Raw genomic sequence first — 18,539 nt, 5'->3', positions numbered from 1 at the left:
GAGGGCGTTCTTAATAAAATCAATATGCTCAGAATTAACTTTTTTAAAATCAAAATGACAGTATTCAATGTAGCAGCTCAACCGGGTGCTATCATGGTAATACCAAACCCGGCGGCTGAGCGGAGCCGAAGCCTTAGGGTTACGTACGCGTAATACCTACCCCTTCCGCCCAGGGTCCAGTATGATATCAAACGCATCAGAATCCCTCCGCCGCGGCGGAGAGCAAGGGGGATTTTGTTACGTATTTTTAAATAAAAAAATAAAATTTAAAACGCTAAACCCTGTTAATTAAAGTGGAAATCTAGAAAATAAGTATAAAAATTTCTATATTTTACCATGCATTTTCTTCCTTATGATAAAAATTTAAAAGATTTTTCAAGAGAATTAAGAACTCATTCAACCCTATCCGAAGTTTTACTATGGCAAAAGCTAAAAGGTAGTCAATTTCGAGGCTATGCTTTCAATAGGCAAAAACCATTAGGGCATTTTATGGTTGATTTTTACTCTAAGAAACTACAATTGGTAATCGAAATTGATGGAGATAGCCATTTTTACCCTGAATCGGTGGTTCAAGACCAAAAACGGCAATTGATTTTGGAGAAAATGGATCTCTTTCTTCTAAGGTTTTTGGACAGGGATGTCTAGAAATCTATGCCCTATGTTTTAATGGAGATAGGAAATTATATTGATGATTGGGAATTGAAGAATGAAGTCACGAAAACTTCATTCTAAACTTGAGATAATGTGCCTTAAAAATCCCCCTGCGCCCCCTTGCCAAGGGGGAATTGCAGAAAAAGGTATTTATAGCTGATTTTCTGAAATTCATTGGGCTGATGAAACTAGCAGGTAGATCGCATGTAAATTTGGGGTAGTACTAACAAACAATAAATTTTAAAACTGTAAACTTTTTTCAGGACGGGTCATACATCAAAAGCGGTACTTAATCAATCACCTCTAAGCATATATTTAGATCAAGCTGCTTCACATCAAACCCGGCGGCTGAGCGGAGCCGATACCTAACGGCTGAGTGAACTCAATACCCGGTGGCTGAGCGGAGTCGAAGCCATAGGGTGGCGTATCGGAAACACCTACACCTTCGGCTCCGCTCAGGAAGCGGTAACCCCACACTTCCGGATTTGTTTTTTCATAGACTATTAATCTTCTAAATAGCCAAATTTACCATTGTTGAAATCATTGAAGGCTTCCATTAACTCCTCCTTGCTGTTCATAACAAAAGGACCATGCGCAGCAATGGGTTCATCAATTGGTGCTCCACTGAGAACCAATACCACAGCATCTTCGCCGGCTTCGATTGTGAAGTTTTCTCCATCATTTGCCATCAATGCCAAATGATTGGTTGGCATTTTTTCGCTTCCGTTGATCACAATACTCCCTTCCAATACAAGCAATACCGTATTGTAATGAGCGGGAAATTCAAAATCTGCTTTTCCACCCTTGTTTAGTTTTGCATTCATCATATGCAAGGGGGTAAAAGTGGAGGCAACGCCTTTGACATCTTTGTAGGCACCTGCTATCACTTCAATCTGCCCTGCATTGTCTTCCAACACATGGCGGGGGATTGTCTTATTTTTTATGGCCTGGTACTTAGGGGGACTCATTTTGTACTTTGCGGGCAGGTTAACCCATAGTTGTACCATCTGAAATTCTCCACCGGACTTGCTCCATTCTCTTTCATGGTATTCTTTGTGCAATACACCACTTGCTGCAGTCATCCATTGCACATCGCCTTCGCCGATCACTCCGCCACCACCACTGCTGTCGTGGTGTTCAACTTTGCCTTTGTAAGCAATAGTGACGGTTTCAAATCCTCTGTGTGGGTGTACGCCCACCCCTTTTGGTTGACTTGAAGGAGGGAATTTATAAGGTGAATTATAATCCAACAAAATAAAAGGGTTTACCCTTTGCATATCTAGCCTGTAACCACTGGGGATAAAATTATGCACACGAAAACCATCACCTACAAAGTGAGGCTCTTTGGGACTTGCTATCAATTCTACTGTTCTTGTTTTCATAGCTCTTATTGTTTAATACTACAAATTTACCAAGTAGAGAACCTCTGTGCATTGATCTATGATAAGAAGCTATCCCTTGAAATTTTTTTTCGCCAGTTCTTTTCGGACCCGGCTTAGGCTTTCCGGTGTAATGCCTAGATAAGAGGCCACCATTGTTTGAGGAACCCTCAAAAGTATATCCGGGTACATTTTAACAAACTGTAAATACCTGTCTTCTGCATTGGTACTCAACAAATGATTGATTCTGTTTTGCAAATGGCGGATATGATTGTGTAGCAGTCGATTGTTGAAATCCGTGAAATTTGGGACCTTATTTGAAAGCATTTGAATAAAGCTTTCGTCTAAAAACACCACTTGACTGTCCTCCAATGCTTGGATGAAATAAACAGAAGGCTGGTTAAAATAACTGCTTTCACGATCGGTTACAAACCAGTTTTCAGGTGCAAAGGACAAGACATGCTCTTTGCCTTTATTGTCAATAGAATATTGTCTTAAAAGTCCTTTTTCTACGAAAAAAGTATGGCTGCAATGTTCGTTCTTTCTCAGTAAAAATTCATCTTTTTTCACCTGTTTTACCTTACAATTTTCAAGGATTGATATTATTTCCTTTTCTTCAATCATAAGGTTTGAAGTCAAGAAAGTTTTAAACGTGGTGTGTTTCATTGTTTTCGGTAACCTGAGGTTTGTTGCTAAAGATAGACTCCTTGCCAAGGCCTGAATTTACAGAAATATACCGGCCATCTGAAAATCATACGGTGAAAATCTGCTTTATGATTATCTTCATACAGTCGGTTTTACTTTAGAAGCACCATTAAAAGGAGTTTGGTAATTACCAATCAGATAATAGTATTGTTAATTTGTGAAAAAACGGTGGTTTGTAAGGGTGTTTTTCCGTATGTTTCCTTAATATTGGTTCATTATTCTCCATTTCCCAAAAATCTTTAACATGGCTACCCGAAGAGGATTTCTTTTAAAAAGCAGTGTGTCCGTTTTAGCAATAGGTCTACCACAGGTAGGTTTTTCTTTTTCCAAAGCCCCATTTGCTCCTAAATTTAGCCATAGTCTCGATGTAGTAGCCAAGTTGTTTGATGGCAAACAATGCTGGGTACATCCCAGAGCGGGCACAGTGGATGGGTCAAAGGAAATAGTCATGACCATGAGTACCCTGGATCTGGAGGGGAGCGATGTCTTTAAAGGCATGTACCAAATCCTAAGCAAAGATGGCGGAAAAACCTGGACCAAACCCCGGAAATCGGAACCTTTGGCACCTAGAATTGAAGATATAAATGGGCAGGAACGGCCTGTGGCAGCAGCGGATTTTTGGCCCAAGTGGCACAGTAAAACCGGTGTATTGCTGGGAATAGGGCATACCATCGTGTACACCCCGGAATGGAAAGTGGCCAATCCCCGCCCCAGGCATACCGCCTACTCAGTATATGATCCACAAGCAGAAGACTGGTTGTCTTGGAAAAAGCTCGAAATGCCGGAAGGTGAAACGTTTTTCAGTGCAGGCGCCGGCTGTGTGCAGCGATTGGATTTACCTGATGGTTCTATCTTATTGCCTATTTACTATAAACCTCCGGGAAAAAATTCAAGAGTGGTGGTCTGTCATTGCAGTTTTGACGGTAAGGAGTTGCGATTTTTGAAAAAAGGCAATTCCTTAAAGGTGGACAATGATACAAGAGGTTTGCACGAACCTTCTTTGATGGAATTTGGGGGTAAATATTTTCTTACCATTAGAAATGACCTGCAAGGTTATATCACAACCAGTGCGGATGGTTTACATTACGATGAGATCAAACCATGGACTTTCGACGATGGTTCTCTTTTAGGTAATTACAATACCCAACAGCATTGGGTCAGGCATTCCGACGCTTTGTATTTGGTTTATACCAGAAAAGGAGCGGACAATGACCATGTGTTTAGGCATCGGGCACCCTTATTTATGGCCCAAGTAGATACGGAAAAGCTGGCAGTAATACGTGATACTGAAGTGATATTGGTGCCGGAAAGAGGAGCCAGGCTGGGTAATTTTGGTGTTACTGAGATTAGTCCCAAAGAAACATGGGTGACTGTTTCCGAATGGATGCAGCCGGAAGGAGTAGAGCAATACGGTAGTGACGGCAGTGTTTATGTAGCCAAGATTAAATGGAAAAAGCGGAACAAACTTTTTGGGAAATAGCCTTTTTCTCGGATGCTACGATTGTATTGCTGATAGATAATTAATTACTTATTTAGGTTTTAGTTCCTGAATTTCACATAGACCAAACACGGAGGGTAAGGGTATTTACCTAAAGTGTTTGGACACTTTAAATGAATGAAAACGATTTATTGATACCATTAACCACCAAAGCCAAGTTTTTATGATTGAACAAGCCATTAAGCCAAACAGAATCCTCTCCATAGATGCTCTTAGGGGATTTGATATGTTGTTTATTATTTTTGCTGACCGTTTCTTTGCCTTGCTACACAAAGGAGGGCAAACCCCTTTTACAGGTTTTTTGGCCAATCAATTCAGTCATCCCGATTGGTTTGGATCCACCTTTTATGATATTATCATGCCACTATTCTTATTTATGGTGGGGGCCGTTATCCCTTTTTCTTTGTCCAAAAGAATGCAGGAAAATACGGGCAAAGCCCAAATTTATAAAAAGCTCTTCAAGCGGGTTTTGATCCTGTTTTTTCTGGGTTGGATTGTGCAAGGGAATTTATTGGCTTTGGATATCAATACCTTTAAAATCTTTAGCAATACCCTTCAAGCGATTGCTGTAGGCTATTTCTTTTCTTGTCTGGCTTTTATTTATTTGAGCAGGAAAGGGCGCTATATTATGTTTGCTGCCTGTTTGATCATTTATGCCTTGATACTCACAGTTCCCAATGTTCCGGGAGCTGGTCAAAGTGTGATTCTTCCTGATAAAAATTATGCTTTGTATTTTGACCATCTAGTATTGGGGCGGTTTGACGATGGCTATCAATATACTTGGGTATTGACAGGTTTTGGCTTTATTGCCACAACGCTTTCCGGTTTATTTGCAGGAGAACTGATAAAATCCAACTTGCCACGAAAAAAAGTAGCTCTTTATCTTTTGTTGGTCGGAATAGCAGGGCTTGCCTTAGGCATGATTTGGGGTATCTGGCATCCGATCGTCAAAAAAATATGGACCAGTTCATTTGTCTTGGCCTCCTCAGGGGTATGTTTTATTTTATTAGCCATTTTTTACTGGATCATAGATGTCAAAGGCAAGTATAAATGGGCCTTTATGTTCAAGGTGATTGGAATGAACGCGATTACTGCTTATGTACTTTCCCATGTGATAAGCTTCCCTGATATTGCAGATTTCCTAATGTTCGGACTAGAACAATATACAGGTGCCTATTATGGGGCTTTGACTACCCTTGGTGGTTTTGGTTTGCTCTACCTGATCCTTTGGTACATGTATAAAAACAATACTTATATTAAAATATAGCAATAAACATTTTACAATAATGATTGAACCCATTAAAACCTGGCTGCCTATTTTAGCAATAGGTAGCCTTTTCCTATTTTCCTGTGAAGCAGATCAGCAGGCAATAGAATCAAGTACCTATAGGGACGATATGCTCCACAAGCTTGCCTACAATAATCCCGGCCTGCTGGTAGACCTGGATGCTGGTTTTAAAGCCGTACCCATGCCCATGGACTTTGATGGGGATGGAGATCTGGATTTGTTGATTTCAGAATCCGGAAGCTATACGGAATCCGGAATTTTCTACTTTGAGAATATTACAGGCAATACAGAAATGCCTGTATTTAGAAGAAGGATGAAAGTTTCCTTTGAGCGAAGGAGACTTGGAGACGATGGTTCAAGATTTCAAACCTCCTATGTGGGGGAAGGAGTGCACGTGCTTACCCCTGATCGGGTTAGAGAAAAGCTTTTGATTTATAAAAATGTGCCTCAAAATGTCTTTTGGGATGAAAATGAAGTGCATTTACCTGACGAAGGCTATGATTACCTGCACAACTGCAAAACAGAATGGAAAATTATCGATTTTGATGGGGATGGTGTGTATGATTTGATGGCGGTAGCCACACGGGACAAACCCAGAACTTATCGAGGGAAGTTGGGCAAAGCGGCAGAAAAGCTAGATTTTGTAACAGATGGAAAAAACCATGTGTTGTTACTGAAAAACAGCGGTACCAATGAGGATCCTGTGTATGAAAATCCCCAAAGACTTTTGAAATCAGATGAATCTCCTTTATCTGAAGGCTTATCGATGAAACCCATGTTTGCAGATTTTGACAATGATGGAGACTATGATTTTTTGAGTATTGGTAAAAATCATGAAAATTTTGACATCGACTGGAACGATGATTTTATCATTTACTTCGAAAATACCGGTTCTGCTACAGAATATGAGTTCGGCCAAGGTAGGGCTTTGAAAATGGATGGTCTGCCCATACAATACGAGTCCAGGGCCACCATGCACCAGACTGCAATTGATTGGAACAGAGATGGTTTTATGGACATTTTAGCCGGAGATGAAGACGGGAAAATCTCCTACCTAAGGAACACCGGTGAAATGGTTGATGGATTGCCACAATTTGCCGCTCCCGTGTTTATCCAACAGGAAGCAAAATACGTTGATTTTGGGGCTTTGGTAGCTCCTAGGATTTTCGATTGGGATGATGATGGATTGGATGATATTATTAGTGGAAATGCAGTTGGAAATATAGGCTTTATTAAAAATTTGGGTGGAAAAGATCCTGTCTGGGATGCTCCCAAATTACTTGAAGTTGATGGAGAACCGATTAGATTGATCCAAGATGAAGCACTTCCCAATACTGAGCGACCTTTTTGGGGCTATAGCACCATTGATGTGGGTTATTGGGATGAAGATGATTTGCCGGATATTCTGGCCAATGAACACAATGGAAATATTGTGTTTTTTAAAAATACTGGTAGCAAGAAAGCCCCTAAACTGGCAGCCCCACAGCCATTGTACGTGGAATGGGAAGGCGAACCACTTCGGCCAGCCTGGGGGCCGGGCATAGCGCAAGCAGACAATGAATTATTGGCTCCTTGGAGAACATCTCCATTGATTATGGATTTTAATGAAGATGGGTTAAATGATTTGGTGATGCTGGACCATGAAGGTTATTTGGCAGTGTATCCCCGTAAAAAGGTTAATGATAAACTAGTATTGACGCATCCGCAGCGGAATTTTGTCTTTCCTGATGGTCAACCCATTTTGCTCAATCAGCGTACAGGGTCGAGCAGTGGGCGGTTAAAAATAACCTTCCATGACTGGGATGGTGATGGCCTTGAAGATTTGATCGTATCCTCCAAGCCGGCAGTAGACTGGATGAAGAATAAAGGCATGAAGGATGGTAAATTGGTTTTGGAATACATGGGTAGGGTGTTGTCCAAAACCTTGATGGGGCATACCGATGGCCCTGTGGTGTCTGATTTCAATAAAGATGGTGTGCCGGATCTTGTGGTCGGTACAGAAACAGGACAGTTTTATTATTGGCAAAGATCAAGTTTTGATATTACATCTACGATGACTACGGAGGGGAAGCAAGGACCTGCCAATTACCCTTATTTTAAGCGGTAATACCTATCGTTGCGAGCCAAAGCGAAGCAATCTTAAACGTAATGTTAGGAAAGATTGTGAATTAAAGGTGTTTCTCCAGAAAAGCATCAATATAAAATTGAGCATATTCATTCACTTTTTTGGCAGCATCCATGGTATGTGGCCAGCCTTTGAGTCGGTGGTAATCATGTTCAACACCGGCCTGATTTAACCAGCTGGAGAGGGAGTCGGATTGGCTGACAGGGACCAAGGAGTCGATGGTTCCCTGGAAGATTAAAGTTGGAGGATCATCGGGGCTGATAAAGGTACTTGGTGAGGCAAGTTTGTACATCTCAGGGATTTCTTCATAAGTAGCACCCATAAAACTAAGTACCTGCTCTGTGGTAATGGCATAGGGAGTAGTGATGTCCACAGGGCCATAAAAATCTACAATCGCCTTTACCTTACTATCTGTGCCAAGCTCCTTACAATCTTGGTTGAATAGTGCTTCATCCCCTCCATAACCGAGCAATAGCGAAAGGTGTCCACCCGCAGAGCCTCCGATCAACACCATGCGATCCGGGTCAATGCCATAATCAGCTGCATGTTGTTTGACCCATTTGATTCCACAGTTGACATCCTGGGCAGCTGCCGGAAATTTCGCGACACCTGAGAGCCTGTAGGAGAGGGTTACCGTAACATAACCTTTTTGGGCGTAATCGATCATATAGGGCAAATAATCCTGTCTTTTACCTTTTTTCCAAGCTCCACCATGGATAAATACCATCGTAGGGGCAGGAGCTTTCAAGCCTTTCTGTTTGTAGATATCCAATTGTAAGTCAACATCTCCAATGGTTTTATAAGTTACATCTTTTATCGCCTCTAAATCATCCGGAATAGGGGGCTTTGAGTCGATTAGGTCCAACATTCCCAGACCATAAGCCATTTTGAGGAGCGTTTCATTCATGTATCCCTTGGGTGCTTTGAGTGGGCGGTCCGGGTCTGTAGCAGCAGTTTTGCATCCCAATAAACAGAATAAGGTAAATAGTACAAGGAGTGTATTTTTCATAATGCGATGTTTGATCTTAATTATGCAATGTTTGTCCATAGGATTTGGGTTAATATTGGATAAGGTATTGGCCTTTGCTGTAAGTTGAGGTTTTAATTTGTAACTTTTTTGTTTTCGGATTATAATCAACTTCTTCTAAAAGTAGTTTTCCATCCAAAGTTATACTTGAAGGTTTGTCTTGGGAGGAGATATGGAGGATATGTGGAATTTGTTTTCCGGAAATTTCAACCTGTAAGTTTTTTGCTGAGTTTTTATAAGTCAAGACCGTGCTTTTATCCTTTTCCCTAAACACCTCAAAATTGGATTCTTCCAGATCAGGATAAATTAGGAAAGTTAAATAACCTTTATCCTCAGGTTTTCCTATCCCTGTGTAAGCACGCTTGATGTTCATTGGTACGATGGCTCCTTCTTTGATAAAAACCGGGTATTCTTCCAATGGAAATTCCTGTTCAAAAGTGGTGGGCCCATCGATTAGTTTTGTGTCATCAAACCAATAGCGCCACTTCCCTTTCGGGAGCTTTACTTCATTTACCAATCTGTCCTGATAAATGGGTGCAACCAAAAGACTTTCCCCAAACATATAATGATATTTCCCTTCTAGGGGTTGCATGAGTACCCTTCCACCTTTATGGGCTGTAACCACATAATGATACATGTAGGGAACCAACTCGGTGTGCAACCAAGAGTATTCTCGAATGATATTTAATTCTTCCTCATTGCGTTTCCAAAGCCTTCGTTCCCCATGTCCGCCGTTTAAAAACAAGCCATTGAATGCGGAAAATTGCGCCCACCTAATGTATAATCTCGCTGGGATTTTGTTTCCCGAAAATCCCGCAATATCAGATCCTATTATATTGTAGCCCATATCAGCACTTTTTAGGATGCTTGTAATCGCGGATTCAAAACCCTGAATACCTTCCAGTGCAATGTCTACCTTGTCTTCTTTGGCTTCTTCCAGCATTTCACTGGTCACCCATTCGTGCTTTTGATCACCTACCCAGTTTACCGGTGAAGCATCAAAGGGAGCAAAGCCTTCCGGATGAAAACTACGGTCCATGGATCTTGACAAAGTGACAAATTCCGGGTTCTGCCTTAGACCATGCCGGTATTCATCTCGGTAATAATGGTCCATATAGGTTCGCGTGGTCATAAGACCTGAAGCAGTTTTTTTGTAGAAGAAAGGAATGCCTGCAATGTTTTTCCAAAATAAAGTGGCGGTACCATCCAGCTTCCAGCCATCTATTCCCAATTCAAATACCTCCTGCTGCATGCCACGCCACCATTTCATGGCCTCAGGATTGGTGTAATCAATAAACCCGCCTCTTCCTTTCCACCATTTGTTCTCTATCCCATCAGAGACAAGGTATCCTTTGGATTTTGCTTCTTCAAACCAGGTAGGATCTTCTTTCAGTTGAAGGTCGTTGTTATAACTATTGACCATAGTTGTCATCCACAACACTACACGATACCCTTCGTCTTGAAGCTTAAAAAACCAGTTTTTATAATCCGGATAAAGTGTGGTGTCCACATCAAAATCATTGTACCGGTAGGCCCAGGGACTGTCAATAAGAATGGTCCTAACGGGAATGTCGTGTTCTTTGTAACCTTCTAATAGTTCATCAACATAAGCCGCAGTATTTACATCGTCTTCCCACAACCAGCATTCCAAGGCCCAAGCAGGAGTTAAAGGCAATTGACCATGCCTTTGCGCATTGAAAGGATATCCCCAAAGTGGGAATAGAATATAAAAGTAAGCTATTACAAATAGTGAAAAAAGTAACGCCAATGTAATCTTCAAAAACTTCTTCATGGTTACATCCTTTTTCTAGACTTGAAATGTTTTAACCTTAATTGATTAGTGTTTTTGTTAGCATTCATGTTGCCCAAGTTCAGGTTTAGGTTAATTACCAAATCCTTATTTGTTTAAAACTCTGCGACCTGTTTCAATACACATAAATAGGATTGGTATAAATCCAGGGAATCCATTCTTCTTTAAGGTCAAGCCTTGCCACTACCCGGTAATTGCCTTTGTCTTGAATCCTATATTCATAATTGTAATTTTCCTCAGTCTCTTCTATTAGCTCACTATTCTTATAAAGCTGAAATTTTACAGGAAATGGGGAAAGTACCTTTAATTTATTGGCCGCAGGCAGACTTACTGAATCACCTAAAATAGCGGTTAAGCTATCTGTTTCATTTACCGCAAAATATTGAAAACCTTCCCCTTTGGCCAAACTTTCAAAGGATACAAAGACATGGCCCAATTTAATATGATCCCGAATATTAACATTGGTAAAGGTGTCGCAATAGACATAGTTGGTAGCATGGTTAAAAGAGTTGAAATAGGGGTCCAACTCCCATTTAAATGCCCAACCGTATTTGTCGGCTTCTCCCATAAGCAATTTGTCAAACCAATTGGGTTCCCTTATCACCAAGGTGTCAGCATTGGGGCCAACCCATTCTATTTTTTCGTCCTCAAGATGTCTGGCCCTGAAACTTTGATTGTTGTGTGCATCTACACCAGCTACGCCTACAATTTTCCGGTTTTGGTTTAACTGGTCCCAGTTGGCCAATATTTCCGTTTGTTCATCATAAAGATCCCTGAACATCCAATGGGTATATTTTTTTGGATTCAAAAATCTATTGAGAAGAATGGGGAAAACCTCTTCTTCATCCTTCATGTCTGTATGGATATTGTAAATTTCCATGGCCTGATAATCCGTGTTGTCCCAGTCATGTTCATCTTCCGAATGCACATAAATGGCCAAACCATCATTTTCTACTACCTCTCGGATAATTTCAGTTTCAGGTCTATTCCAGTCAATAACTGTACTGTCAAATGGGCTGATCATCAGGCCGGACCTATGTTCTGTGCCCGACTCTATGATGATGCCTTCATAAACTCCTTGGTAGCCTCTTGGAAAGGTGTCGAGCTGATTGCGTTTGTGGTCTGAATTGAAAATAAACTGCAGTTCGGCTTTTTTTGCTCCATCCATTATTTCAGGAAGCAAACCCCGACTGTCGTGAGACCAGAAAGTATGGGAATGAACTGCCCCTTTATACAATGACATTGGAATAACCTCTAGTGGTTTTCGGTATTTTTGCCATAGCTCATTTCTGGCTTGTTCCAAGCCCGGGTAAGTTACCCAACGGTTCCAAAGGGCCGGGCTGATTTTTATCAAGACCAGCAATATAAGAAGCACCATTGTCCCTAAGAACAGATACTTAAACCATTTTATTATTTTGGCTGTAGCACTCATGTTGCTAATTTAAGTTTTGAAGAAAGCTACTCGAATTTCCGCGCTTATCTACTTAAAGCTCAGAATTAGCACTTCTGATTGATGTTAAATTTGCCCCCTTGTTATTATTATTGGTTTTCAGCACCCGGACTCGCTTCAATCAATTGAAGCGCTTCTTCTATATAGACCTCAGCCGTTTCCTCTCCTAGACTTGTTTTACTGATGTATTCATAGCGTTCGAAACTATTATAATCCACTTTGGTAAGCATATATCCAAAGGCATCATTGGTCAGACCAAACAAAAATGGTTGGTCTGTTTTCATCTTTCTTTTCAAGTAATAACCAATATTTGGTAGTGCCTCTCCGGGGATGGTAAGGATTTGGGCAGAGCCAATGTTTAATAGATTTACCCTTGTTTTAAGCATATAGTCTTCGGAAACTTTTAATCCTAATTCGGAGTGGTCTATCAGCATTTTCATCAGTGGAGAGGTCACTGGTAATTTGATTTCCTTTGAGTGGCTAGACAATAAGGGTGCTGTTTGCAGAGGCGCTTTGTCCACAATTGCCAGGGCCTGGTCTGCCAATAATTCTCCAATGCGGATACACTCTTCCCAATCACCGGCTTCTTTGCCTTCGGGTCTTCTGTTATCCGCAGTTACCATGCCTCCTTGGGCACCGTTTATGAAAATCGCCAAACCTCCAGCTTTGGCTTCAATGCGATCGTACAAAGGACCGCAAAGATCGGGAGATAAAATGCCTTTTTTATTGCCAATGACTTCCGGGTGGATGGCGTAATTGACCAAGGTGGCGATGGCCTTGTCTTTGTTTTTCCCCGAAGTACCAAAGGCCTGTATAACGCCGCAACGAGGATCATAAAGATCCTGAGCATAATAATTGTAAGCGATTTTTCCTTGGGCTTCTCCTACCGCAATTTTTAATGCAGCAGGCTCCATGTTTTCTAAGGCTTCATTTACGGCCTCAGCCACTTGCGCAACACACCATTTCAGGTAGTCAAAATCTGCCAGTACTTCTCCTTTTTCATTGGGAAAACCATAAGCATCGGGTGCACTGTGGGTATGGGTAGCTCCGATGAGGATATTTTCAGGTGGGATGCCTTTGATTAGGGCGCGTGATTGGTCGCCAAGGACTGCAGGCCATCCCAGGTTGTCTATACCAACAATGGCCACCTTGACGCCGTTTTGTTCCATCACCATGGCGCGAACATAAAGATCTCCCTTTTTCTCCGTTGCCGGACTCGGCGTTCCCACACCGCCGGAAACGGGAATCAGGGGATCAGGCGTAATTACCCGCAGGGCAGCTCCCACTTTCAATTCTTGGGAATATAGGGGAGTGGAACAAAAAAGTATAAGTGCGAGTAGGTAAACTAGTTTTTTCATGGGTTTTGATAACGTTAAACCTCAAAGGTTCACTTAGATTACGTGAAATTATAGGTTTAGTACTACTCGGTTTGCCTAGGATGTGGGGGTAACTGAATTGTTTATTCACTTCAGTATTTATTGTTTCCCAGTTTTGTGTCAAGATAACAGCCTAGGGCATTCTTAATTTAAAGCTTGTGGATAACCAAATTGGATGTAATTTTTAAAGGGAAAGGGTATTTGTACTAACATCTAACAGATTTACTGTCAGTGCTATTGGTGCTTGTGACATATTGTCTATATTAGGAGTAAGGTGTTTTTGAAAAATAAAGCACAAAGCATATCTATGGTTCTGGGCAATGCTAGCAATTGGTTTAACCGCGGCAATTATCGTTGTCACGATTAATATTTTTAGATAGTTATATAACAAAGTTTTTATTAAAAATTAAAATTCCAATGAATTTATTTATTGCAATTAAATGCATGGCCCTTGTCATCATTGTAAACTTATCCATCCAAAATGTTATAGCGCAATCAAAAAAAGCCAGTAATGCATCGGAGCTCAAAATTCTTGAGGTAGTGGATATTTCTGATAAACAACTTCAGGTGAAAGTGGAGTACAAATATACCGGCAAAACTGGTTCAAATGATACATTCATTCATGCATTTCCTGTGACATCTGATGGTAAGTCGAATTTTAAAGAAGTATATATTGAAAAAATACCACTGGAATCCGGAATTAATCAGGTGAGTCTCCTCATTACTAAACGCCCAAAAACCGAGGTGTTTACAAGTGAAAGCATCAAAGTGTGCATGATGGAATCTAGGAGTTTGATATTGTGTGTAGAATCCTCATTTGAAAAATCATGGCCAAATTTTGACCTAGCGGTTAAGATTCTCTCATTTTCTTCAAGTGAAAGCAAAGTCAGCAAGGGCGATTCTGTTACAATATCCTGGCAAACAGAAAATGCCTCTAAGGTTATGTTTGGTGTGCATGGATCAGAAAAATTCCAGCAGGTCAGAAAATCGGGAAGTCTAACTGTTATGGTAAATAAGACCACGAACTATACATTAATGGTTTCGCCTATGGCTGAAAAAGGGGAGCCGGTGAAGGTAGAGACAAAAGCCCTTACCGTAAATGTCCCTATCGATCCAGTGATTGGTAGGTTCACTGGAAATCGAAGTGCGATTCGTAGAGGGCAAAGCAGTAAATTGTCATGGGAGGTTTATGAAGCAGAAGAGATCAGCTTAAATGGTGAGTCTGTAACCGCTTTTGGAGATAAAATAGTACGCCCAATTAGAACAATGAAATATACTTTAGAAGCCCGAAAAGGGGAGATAGTTATAAGGGAAGATTATGTCGTAATGGTAACTCCTTTCGGTTCCCCAAATTTGAGCAGTCCTTTTTCAAGTATAGAATTGTGTAGGAGTGTGGATGAAAGTGGAGAAAGCTATCGATGTATATCTTCCGATGGACCATTTACATCAGATGATAAAATATATGCAATTGTGCGCATTCAAAACCTCTCAAAAGCAGCTCATAATTTAAAGCTGACTACTTATAACAGTTTTGATGGAGAGAAATGGTTAGAAGTGCATCAAGAAAACAGGAGTTTGCCAAAACGAGATACAGATGGGTACCTTGAGTTTAAACTTGAAGTAGAAAATACGGGCGAAGGCAAAAAGAAACTTGAGTTTATTTTAGATGGAAACAATGCTACCAAAAGCGAGATTGCCTATTGCACTGATTGTTCTCGTATGTGGGAATAAGGTGTATGAAAGAGTAAAAGTCACCTTTTGGCCTCTAATATATGTCATTATATGAGATTCATCCGTTTTACAGCCCTGTTTTTCTTTAATTGTAAAAGATTTTCTGAACGACCCTTTACATAAACCGGATATAGAATGTGTTTCGATCCGAAATCCAATTGAAGGGAACTTAAATGAATCCGTTGAGGCAGCAGCGATAAACCGGTAGCTGAAATCTTTACCTAAATAAATGGCATTCGAGATAAGGTTATAACGTAAAACAGCCTATTAAAAATGAGTTTTGAATTAGAAAATACAGTCCCATGGGGGCGGACTTTAGCAGAGTATAAAAGCATGTTTAACCTTGGTGAATGCGATTTATCCAAACGGATTATTAGTTTTGGCGATGGCCCTGCTAGTTTTAATAGTGAAATGAATATGTTGGGTAAGAAGGTTACTTCATTGGATCCTATTTATCAATTTTCAAAAGAAGAACTAAGACAGCGAATCGATGAAACAAAAGACATTGTAATGGATCAGATGACAGAAAATAAAGACAACTTCATTTGGACTACTATTAAAGGTTTATCTGAATTGGAGCAATTAAGGATGGGGGCCATGTCCAATTTTCTTGCTGATTATGAAATAGGGTTAAATGAAAATAGGTATTTAATGCATGAATTGCCTGAATCAACAAATTTTAAAGCGCAAAATTTTGACTTGGGTTTAAGTTCTCATTTCCTGTTGCTTTACTCAAAGCTTGGACTTGATTTTCATATTAAATCTATTTCTGAAATGTTGAGGGTATGCAAAGAAATCAGAATATTCCCGATACTAAATCTAAATGCTGAGCCATCAGAATTGTTGCCAAAGATTGAAAAGGTATTTAAAAAAGACTTTGAATTAAATATCGAACCGGTTAATTACGAATTTCAAAAAGATGGGAATAAGATGTTGAGGATACAGAGGAGGTAATATAGATTCTATACCATAGGCAAGTGCATTAGCAAGTCTATAATATTTATTAAACCCTTTTCGAAATAATAGTTTTTTATCATCACACTTGTCACTTTTTTGCTGCATGCCTGAAGCGGAGCGTCTATTTAAACTTTGACTAAAGCCTATTCTTATTGATTTTTTGCTGGGCCATTGGCTTAACGGAACCCATCCACATTCCGAGGGTGAGGAATTTGGTATTCATCACCCTTTGGCTCCGGCTCCGCTCAGCCGCCGGGAGTACAGAAGGAGCCAGGCAAAGATGCCAAATAACGATATGATTTTTTTTCAATAGCTTCCAGCTTTAGCTGGGGGATGATATGTAATTGCTTTTTTTGGGGCTTTAGCCAAATCATAAACCTAAGGAGCAATCCAATTGTTTTATCTGATGGTAACGAAATGTGCTTCTCTGATGAAAGTCGAAAACTTTCGTCATTATAGGTCTATTTACGCTTCGCTAAACTTAGACCAGGCAGGTGCATCTAAGCCCAATTTTTCTAACTAGCATCCTGTTCATTTTAAAAAATATAAATATTGTAAAACATTTATTTATATTTAAAATACAAAAAAGTTGGTTTAAAAATAATTTATTTCCTAGATTTGCTACCTGAAACAATTTCAACTGAAAAGGCAAAATAAATCAGGTAGTGGGGTAGAAATATTTTTGGGAGGAAAAAAACTGTTTTTGCTTAGCAGTTATTGAGATAAATTATCACCAGATAAAAACCAATATTTTCTTTCAATTTGAAAAGATACCAAACGATATAGCCCGAAGGTATTTTATTGGGTAGGTACATCTTTACAGTTGTGAATAAGTGAGGAAAGGAATGAGTAGCATTTAAGCAATTGTGGCACCTAGCTTCTCTGAACATGGAGCCTTAATTTTTATAAACGTTTTTAATAAAATAATTTTTAACAAAAATTTTAAGAGAATGAAAGTGAAATTTTATTTAGCAGCATTGATTTTTCTGTCCCTTCACCTTGAATTGTTTGCTCAAGAGAAGACAATAAATGTGGAAATTACCGATCCAACTTCAAAAGGACTATTAACGGGTACAATTGGCGTTATTGGAACGGTAGATGATGGACACTTTTTACTACGAGCCATTTCCAAAGGTTTCTCATTGTATGGAAAAGGAGTGGGTACAAAAGGTGTGTTGGTCGTGGAAAAGCTTAACCAAAAGTATGGACTTGAGAAAAGCCGAAAAATAGAAGATATTCCGATGACTGTCATGAATAAAGCAAAAGACAAAAGCTTCGAATTCTTCTACCAGGACAAGGATAAAGACATATGGTTGTTTTATTCAGATGCGTTTAACAATAAAAATCGTTTGTTCAGGAAAAAGCTAGACCAAGAAACCTTGGCTTTTGAAGCGCCAATATTGGTTTCAGAACTGCCTATTGTTAATAAAAGACTAGACAGAAGGTCAAATTACAGTATTGTTCGTTCGGAAGATAATAGCAAATTCGCCGTTTTCTCCTTTGTGGGCAGTAAGAGCAATGAAGGGTCTGAAGCATATGTTGAGGTGTTTGATGCTTCGATGAACTCAGAATGGCAAATGAATACCAGTATTCCTGAATACGACAAGAGTGGCCCGGATACCAAGTTATATGGCATGATAAAATCTTTAAATAGCAATGGAAATATTCGCCTTTCTAATGAAGGGGTGTTTAATATGTTGAGTAAGGTGGACATAGTAAAAGGAGGCAATGAATTTATGCACTTTATGTATTCATTCTATAGGGGCATTGATGACCCTGTGATTACATATCTTAAAAATACGGACAAGTATTTGTTAAGGATGTCCCTTATTCAGGATAAAAACAAAGATGTGAGGTTGGCTGGTTATTATTCCAATGATAAGAAGCTTAAGCAAATTGATGGTCTATTTGTTCAGAGTTTAAACCCTTTTACTTTGGCAATTGACAAGCAAAAATTCATTCCCTTTTCCAATGAAAATAAAATGGATTTCTTGTACCAAAGCGAAAGCTATTTATCAGGGAAAGAAAAACGAAAAATAGAAAAAGGTAAAGAGATAGAAGTTCCGTCCAATACTTATATCAAATCCATATTTGTTAACGAAGACAATAGCATTACATTGGCCTCAGAGTACTATGAGTCCTATACGTACAATGGTAAAATTTACCATGTAAACAATGATTTTCAATTCACCAATATTTCTCAAAATGGTGAAATCAATTGGATTCAAAATTTTAATAAACAACAAAAAGATATTACTCTTAACACCAATGGCATCTATCAAATGTATGAGAGTGGTACCATATATTTTATTTACAATGAACCCCTTGAAAGAGAAATCCGTGTTGGGCAAATAAATCCCAATGGAGAAGTAAGCGCTAAAACGATTTTGAAATCCAGCAAAGGTGGTGAATTAAAAAAGTTTTGGTTGGTTCCCGGAACCATATCCAAAGTAGGAGACAATACCTATTTAGGAGTAGCTGCCAAATTATTTAAGGAAAGACTGGTGAAAATTGAGATCAATTAGGTCTGAATTTTATCAGA

The 18,539-nt window shown here is 39.7% G+C and carries 13 protein-coding genes; 7 read left to right on the top strand and 6 right to left on the bottom strand.

The annotated features are described in order from the left end of the window. Nucleotides 1–336 precede the first annotated feature (336 nt). Nucleotides 337–645 (top strand): endonuclease domain-containing protein, encoded by a 309-nt coding sequence (locus Q4534_RS18585; protein WP_303614655.1) that lies wholly within the window; start codon nt 337–339, stop codon nt 643–645. Between the two features lie 509 nt (nt 646–1,154). Here the strand turns inward: Q4534_RS18585 and Q4534_RS18580 are convergent. Both Q4534_RS18580 and Q4534_RS18575 read right to left on the bottom strand, forming a co-directional pair. Next, nucleotides 1,155–2,033 (bottom strand): pirin family protein, encoded by an 879-nt coding sequence (locus Q4534_RS18580; protein WP_303614654.1) that lies wholly within the window; start codon nt 2,031–2,033, stop codon nt 1,155–1,157. Between the two features lie 69 nt (nt 2,034–2,102). Next, complete coding sequence (locus tag Q4534_RS18575; protein WP_303614653.1) at nt 2,103–2,696, bottom strand: Crp/Fnr family transcriptional regulator; 594 nt, start codon at nt 2,694–2,696, stop codon at nt 2,103–2,105. A gap of 283 nt (nt 2,697–2,979) precedes the next feature. On the opposite strand from Q4534_RS18575, the gene Q4534_RS18570 reads away from it, so the two are divergent. From Q4534_RS18570 to Q4534_RS18560, 3 genes are all read left to right on the top strand, one after another. Continuing rightward, a complete protein-coding gene (locus Q4534_RS18570; RefSeq protein WP_303614652.1) occupies nt 2,980–4,215 on the top strand; it encodes a sialidase family protein in 1,236 nt (411 codons plus the stop codon). Nucleotides 4,216–4,396: 181 nt separating this feature from the next. After that, nucleotides 4,397–5,500, top strand: a complete 1,104-nt coding sequence (locus Q4534_RS18565; protein ID WP_303614651.1) for an acyltransferase family protein — start codon at nt 4,397–4,399, stop codon at nt 5,498–5,500. Nucleotides 5,501–5,519: 19 nt separating this feature from the next. Beyond that, nucleotides 5,520–7,628 (top strand): VCBS repeat-containing protein, encoded by a 2,109-nt coding sequence (locus Q4534_RS18560; protein ID WP_303614650.1) that lies wholly within the window; start codon nt 5,520–5,522, stop codon nt 7,626–7,628. A 61-nt stretch (nt 7,629–7,689) separates the two neighbouring features. Here the strand turns inward: Q4534_RS18560 and Q4534_RS18555 are convergent, their stop codons facing one another. The 4 genes from Q4534_RS18555 to Q4534_RS18540 all read right to left on the bottom strand — a co-directional run bounded on the left by Q4534_RS18555 (nt 7,690) and on the right by Q4534_RS18540 (nt 13,291). Then, a complete protein-coding gene (locus tag Q4534_RS18555; RefSeq protein WP_303614649.1) occupies nt 7,690–8,655 on the bottom strand; it encodes an alpha/beta hydrolase in 966 nt (321 codons plus the stop codon). A 49-nt stretch (nt 8,656–8,704) separates the two neighbouring features. Further along, complete coding sequence (locus tag Q4534_RS18550; protein ID WP_303614648.1) at nt 8,705–10,465, bottom strand: TIM-barrel domain-containing protein; 1,761 nt, start codon at nt 10,463–10,465, stop codon at nt 8,705–8,707. A gap of 133 nt (nt 10,466–10,598) precedes the next feature. Next, nucleotides 10,599–11,915: a hypothetical protein gene (locus Q4534_RS18545; RefSeq protein WP_303614647.1), complete on the bottom strand. Its 1,317-nt coding sequence runs from the start codon at nt 11,913–11,915 to the stop codon at nt 10,599–10,601. Nucleotides 11,916–12,022: 107 nt separating this feature from the next. After that, nucleotides 12,023–13,291: a hypothetical protein gene (locus Q4534_RS18540; protein WP_303614646.1), complete on the bottom strand. Its 1,269-nt coding sequence runs from the start codon at nt 13,289–13,291 to the stop codon at nt 12,023–12,025. Nucleotides 13,292–13,726: 435 nt separating this feature from the next. On the opposite strand from Q4534_RS18540, the gene Q4534_RS18535 reads away from it, so the two are divergent. The 3 genes from Q4534_RS18535 (at nt 13,727) to Q4534_RS18525 (ending at nt 18,522) form a co-directional block, all read left to right on the top strand. Next, complete coding sequence (locus Q4534_RS18535) at nt 13,727–15,040, top strand: hypothetical protein (RefSeq protein ID WP_303614645.1); 1,314 nt, start codon at nt 13,727–13,729, stop codon at nt 15,038–15,040. 273 nt (nt 15,041–15,313) lie between these two features. After that, nucleotides 15,314–15,994, top strand: a complete 681-nt coding sequence (locus Q4534_RS18530) for an SAM-dependent methyltransferase (RefSeq protein WP_303614644.1) — start codon at nt 15,314–15,316, stop codon at nt 15,992–15,994. Between the two features lie 953 nt (nt 15,995–16,947). Then, nucleotides 16,948–18,522 carry a hypothetical protein gene (locus tag Q4534_RS18525; RefSeq protein WP_303614643.1) on the top strand — a complete coding sequence of 525 codons (1,575 nt, stop codon included), beginning with the start codon at nt 16,948–16,950 and terminating at the stop codon, nt 18,520–18,522. Nucleotides 18,523–18,539: the final 17 nt, after the last annotated feature.

This window comes from Cyclobacterium sp. 1_MG-2023, from assembly GCF_030546805.1.
Taxonomy (GTDB): domain Bacteria; phylum Bacteroidota; class Bacteroidia; order Cytophagales; family Cyclobacteriaceae; genus Cyclobacterium.
The sequence above is the reverse complement of the archived record's forward strand: the minus strand, read 5'-3'. Positions and strand labels throughout refer to the sequence as shown.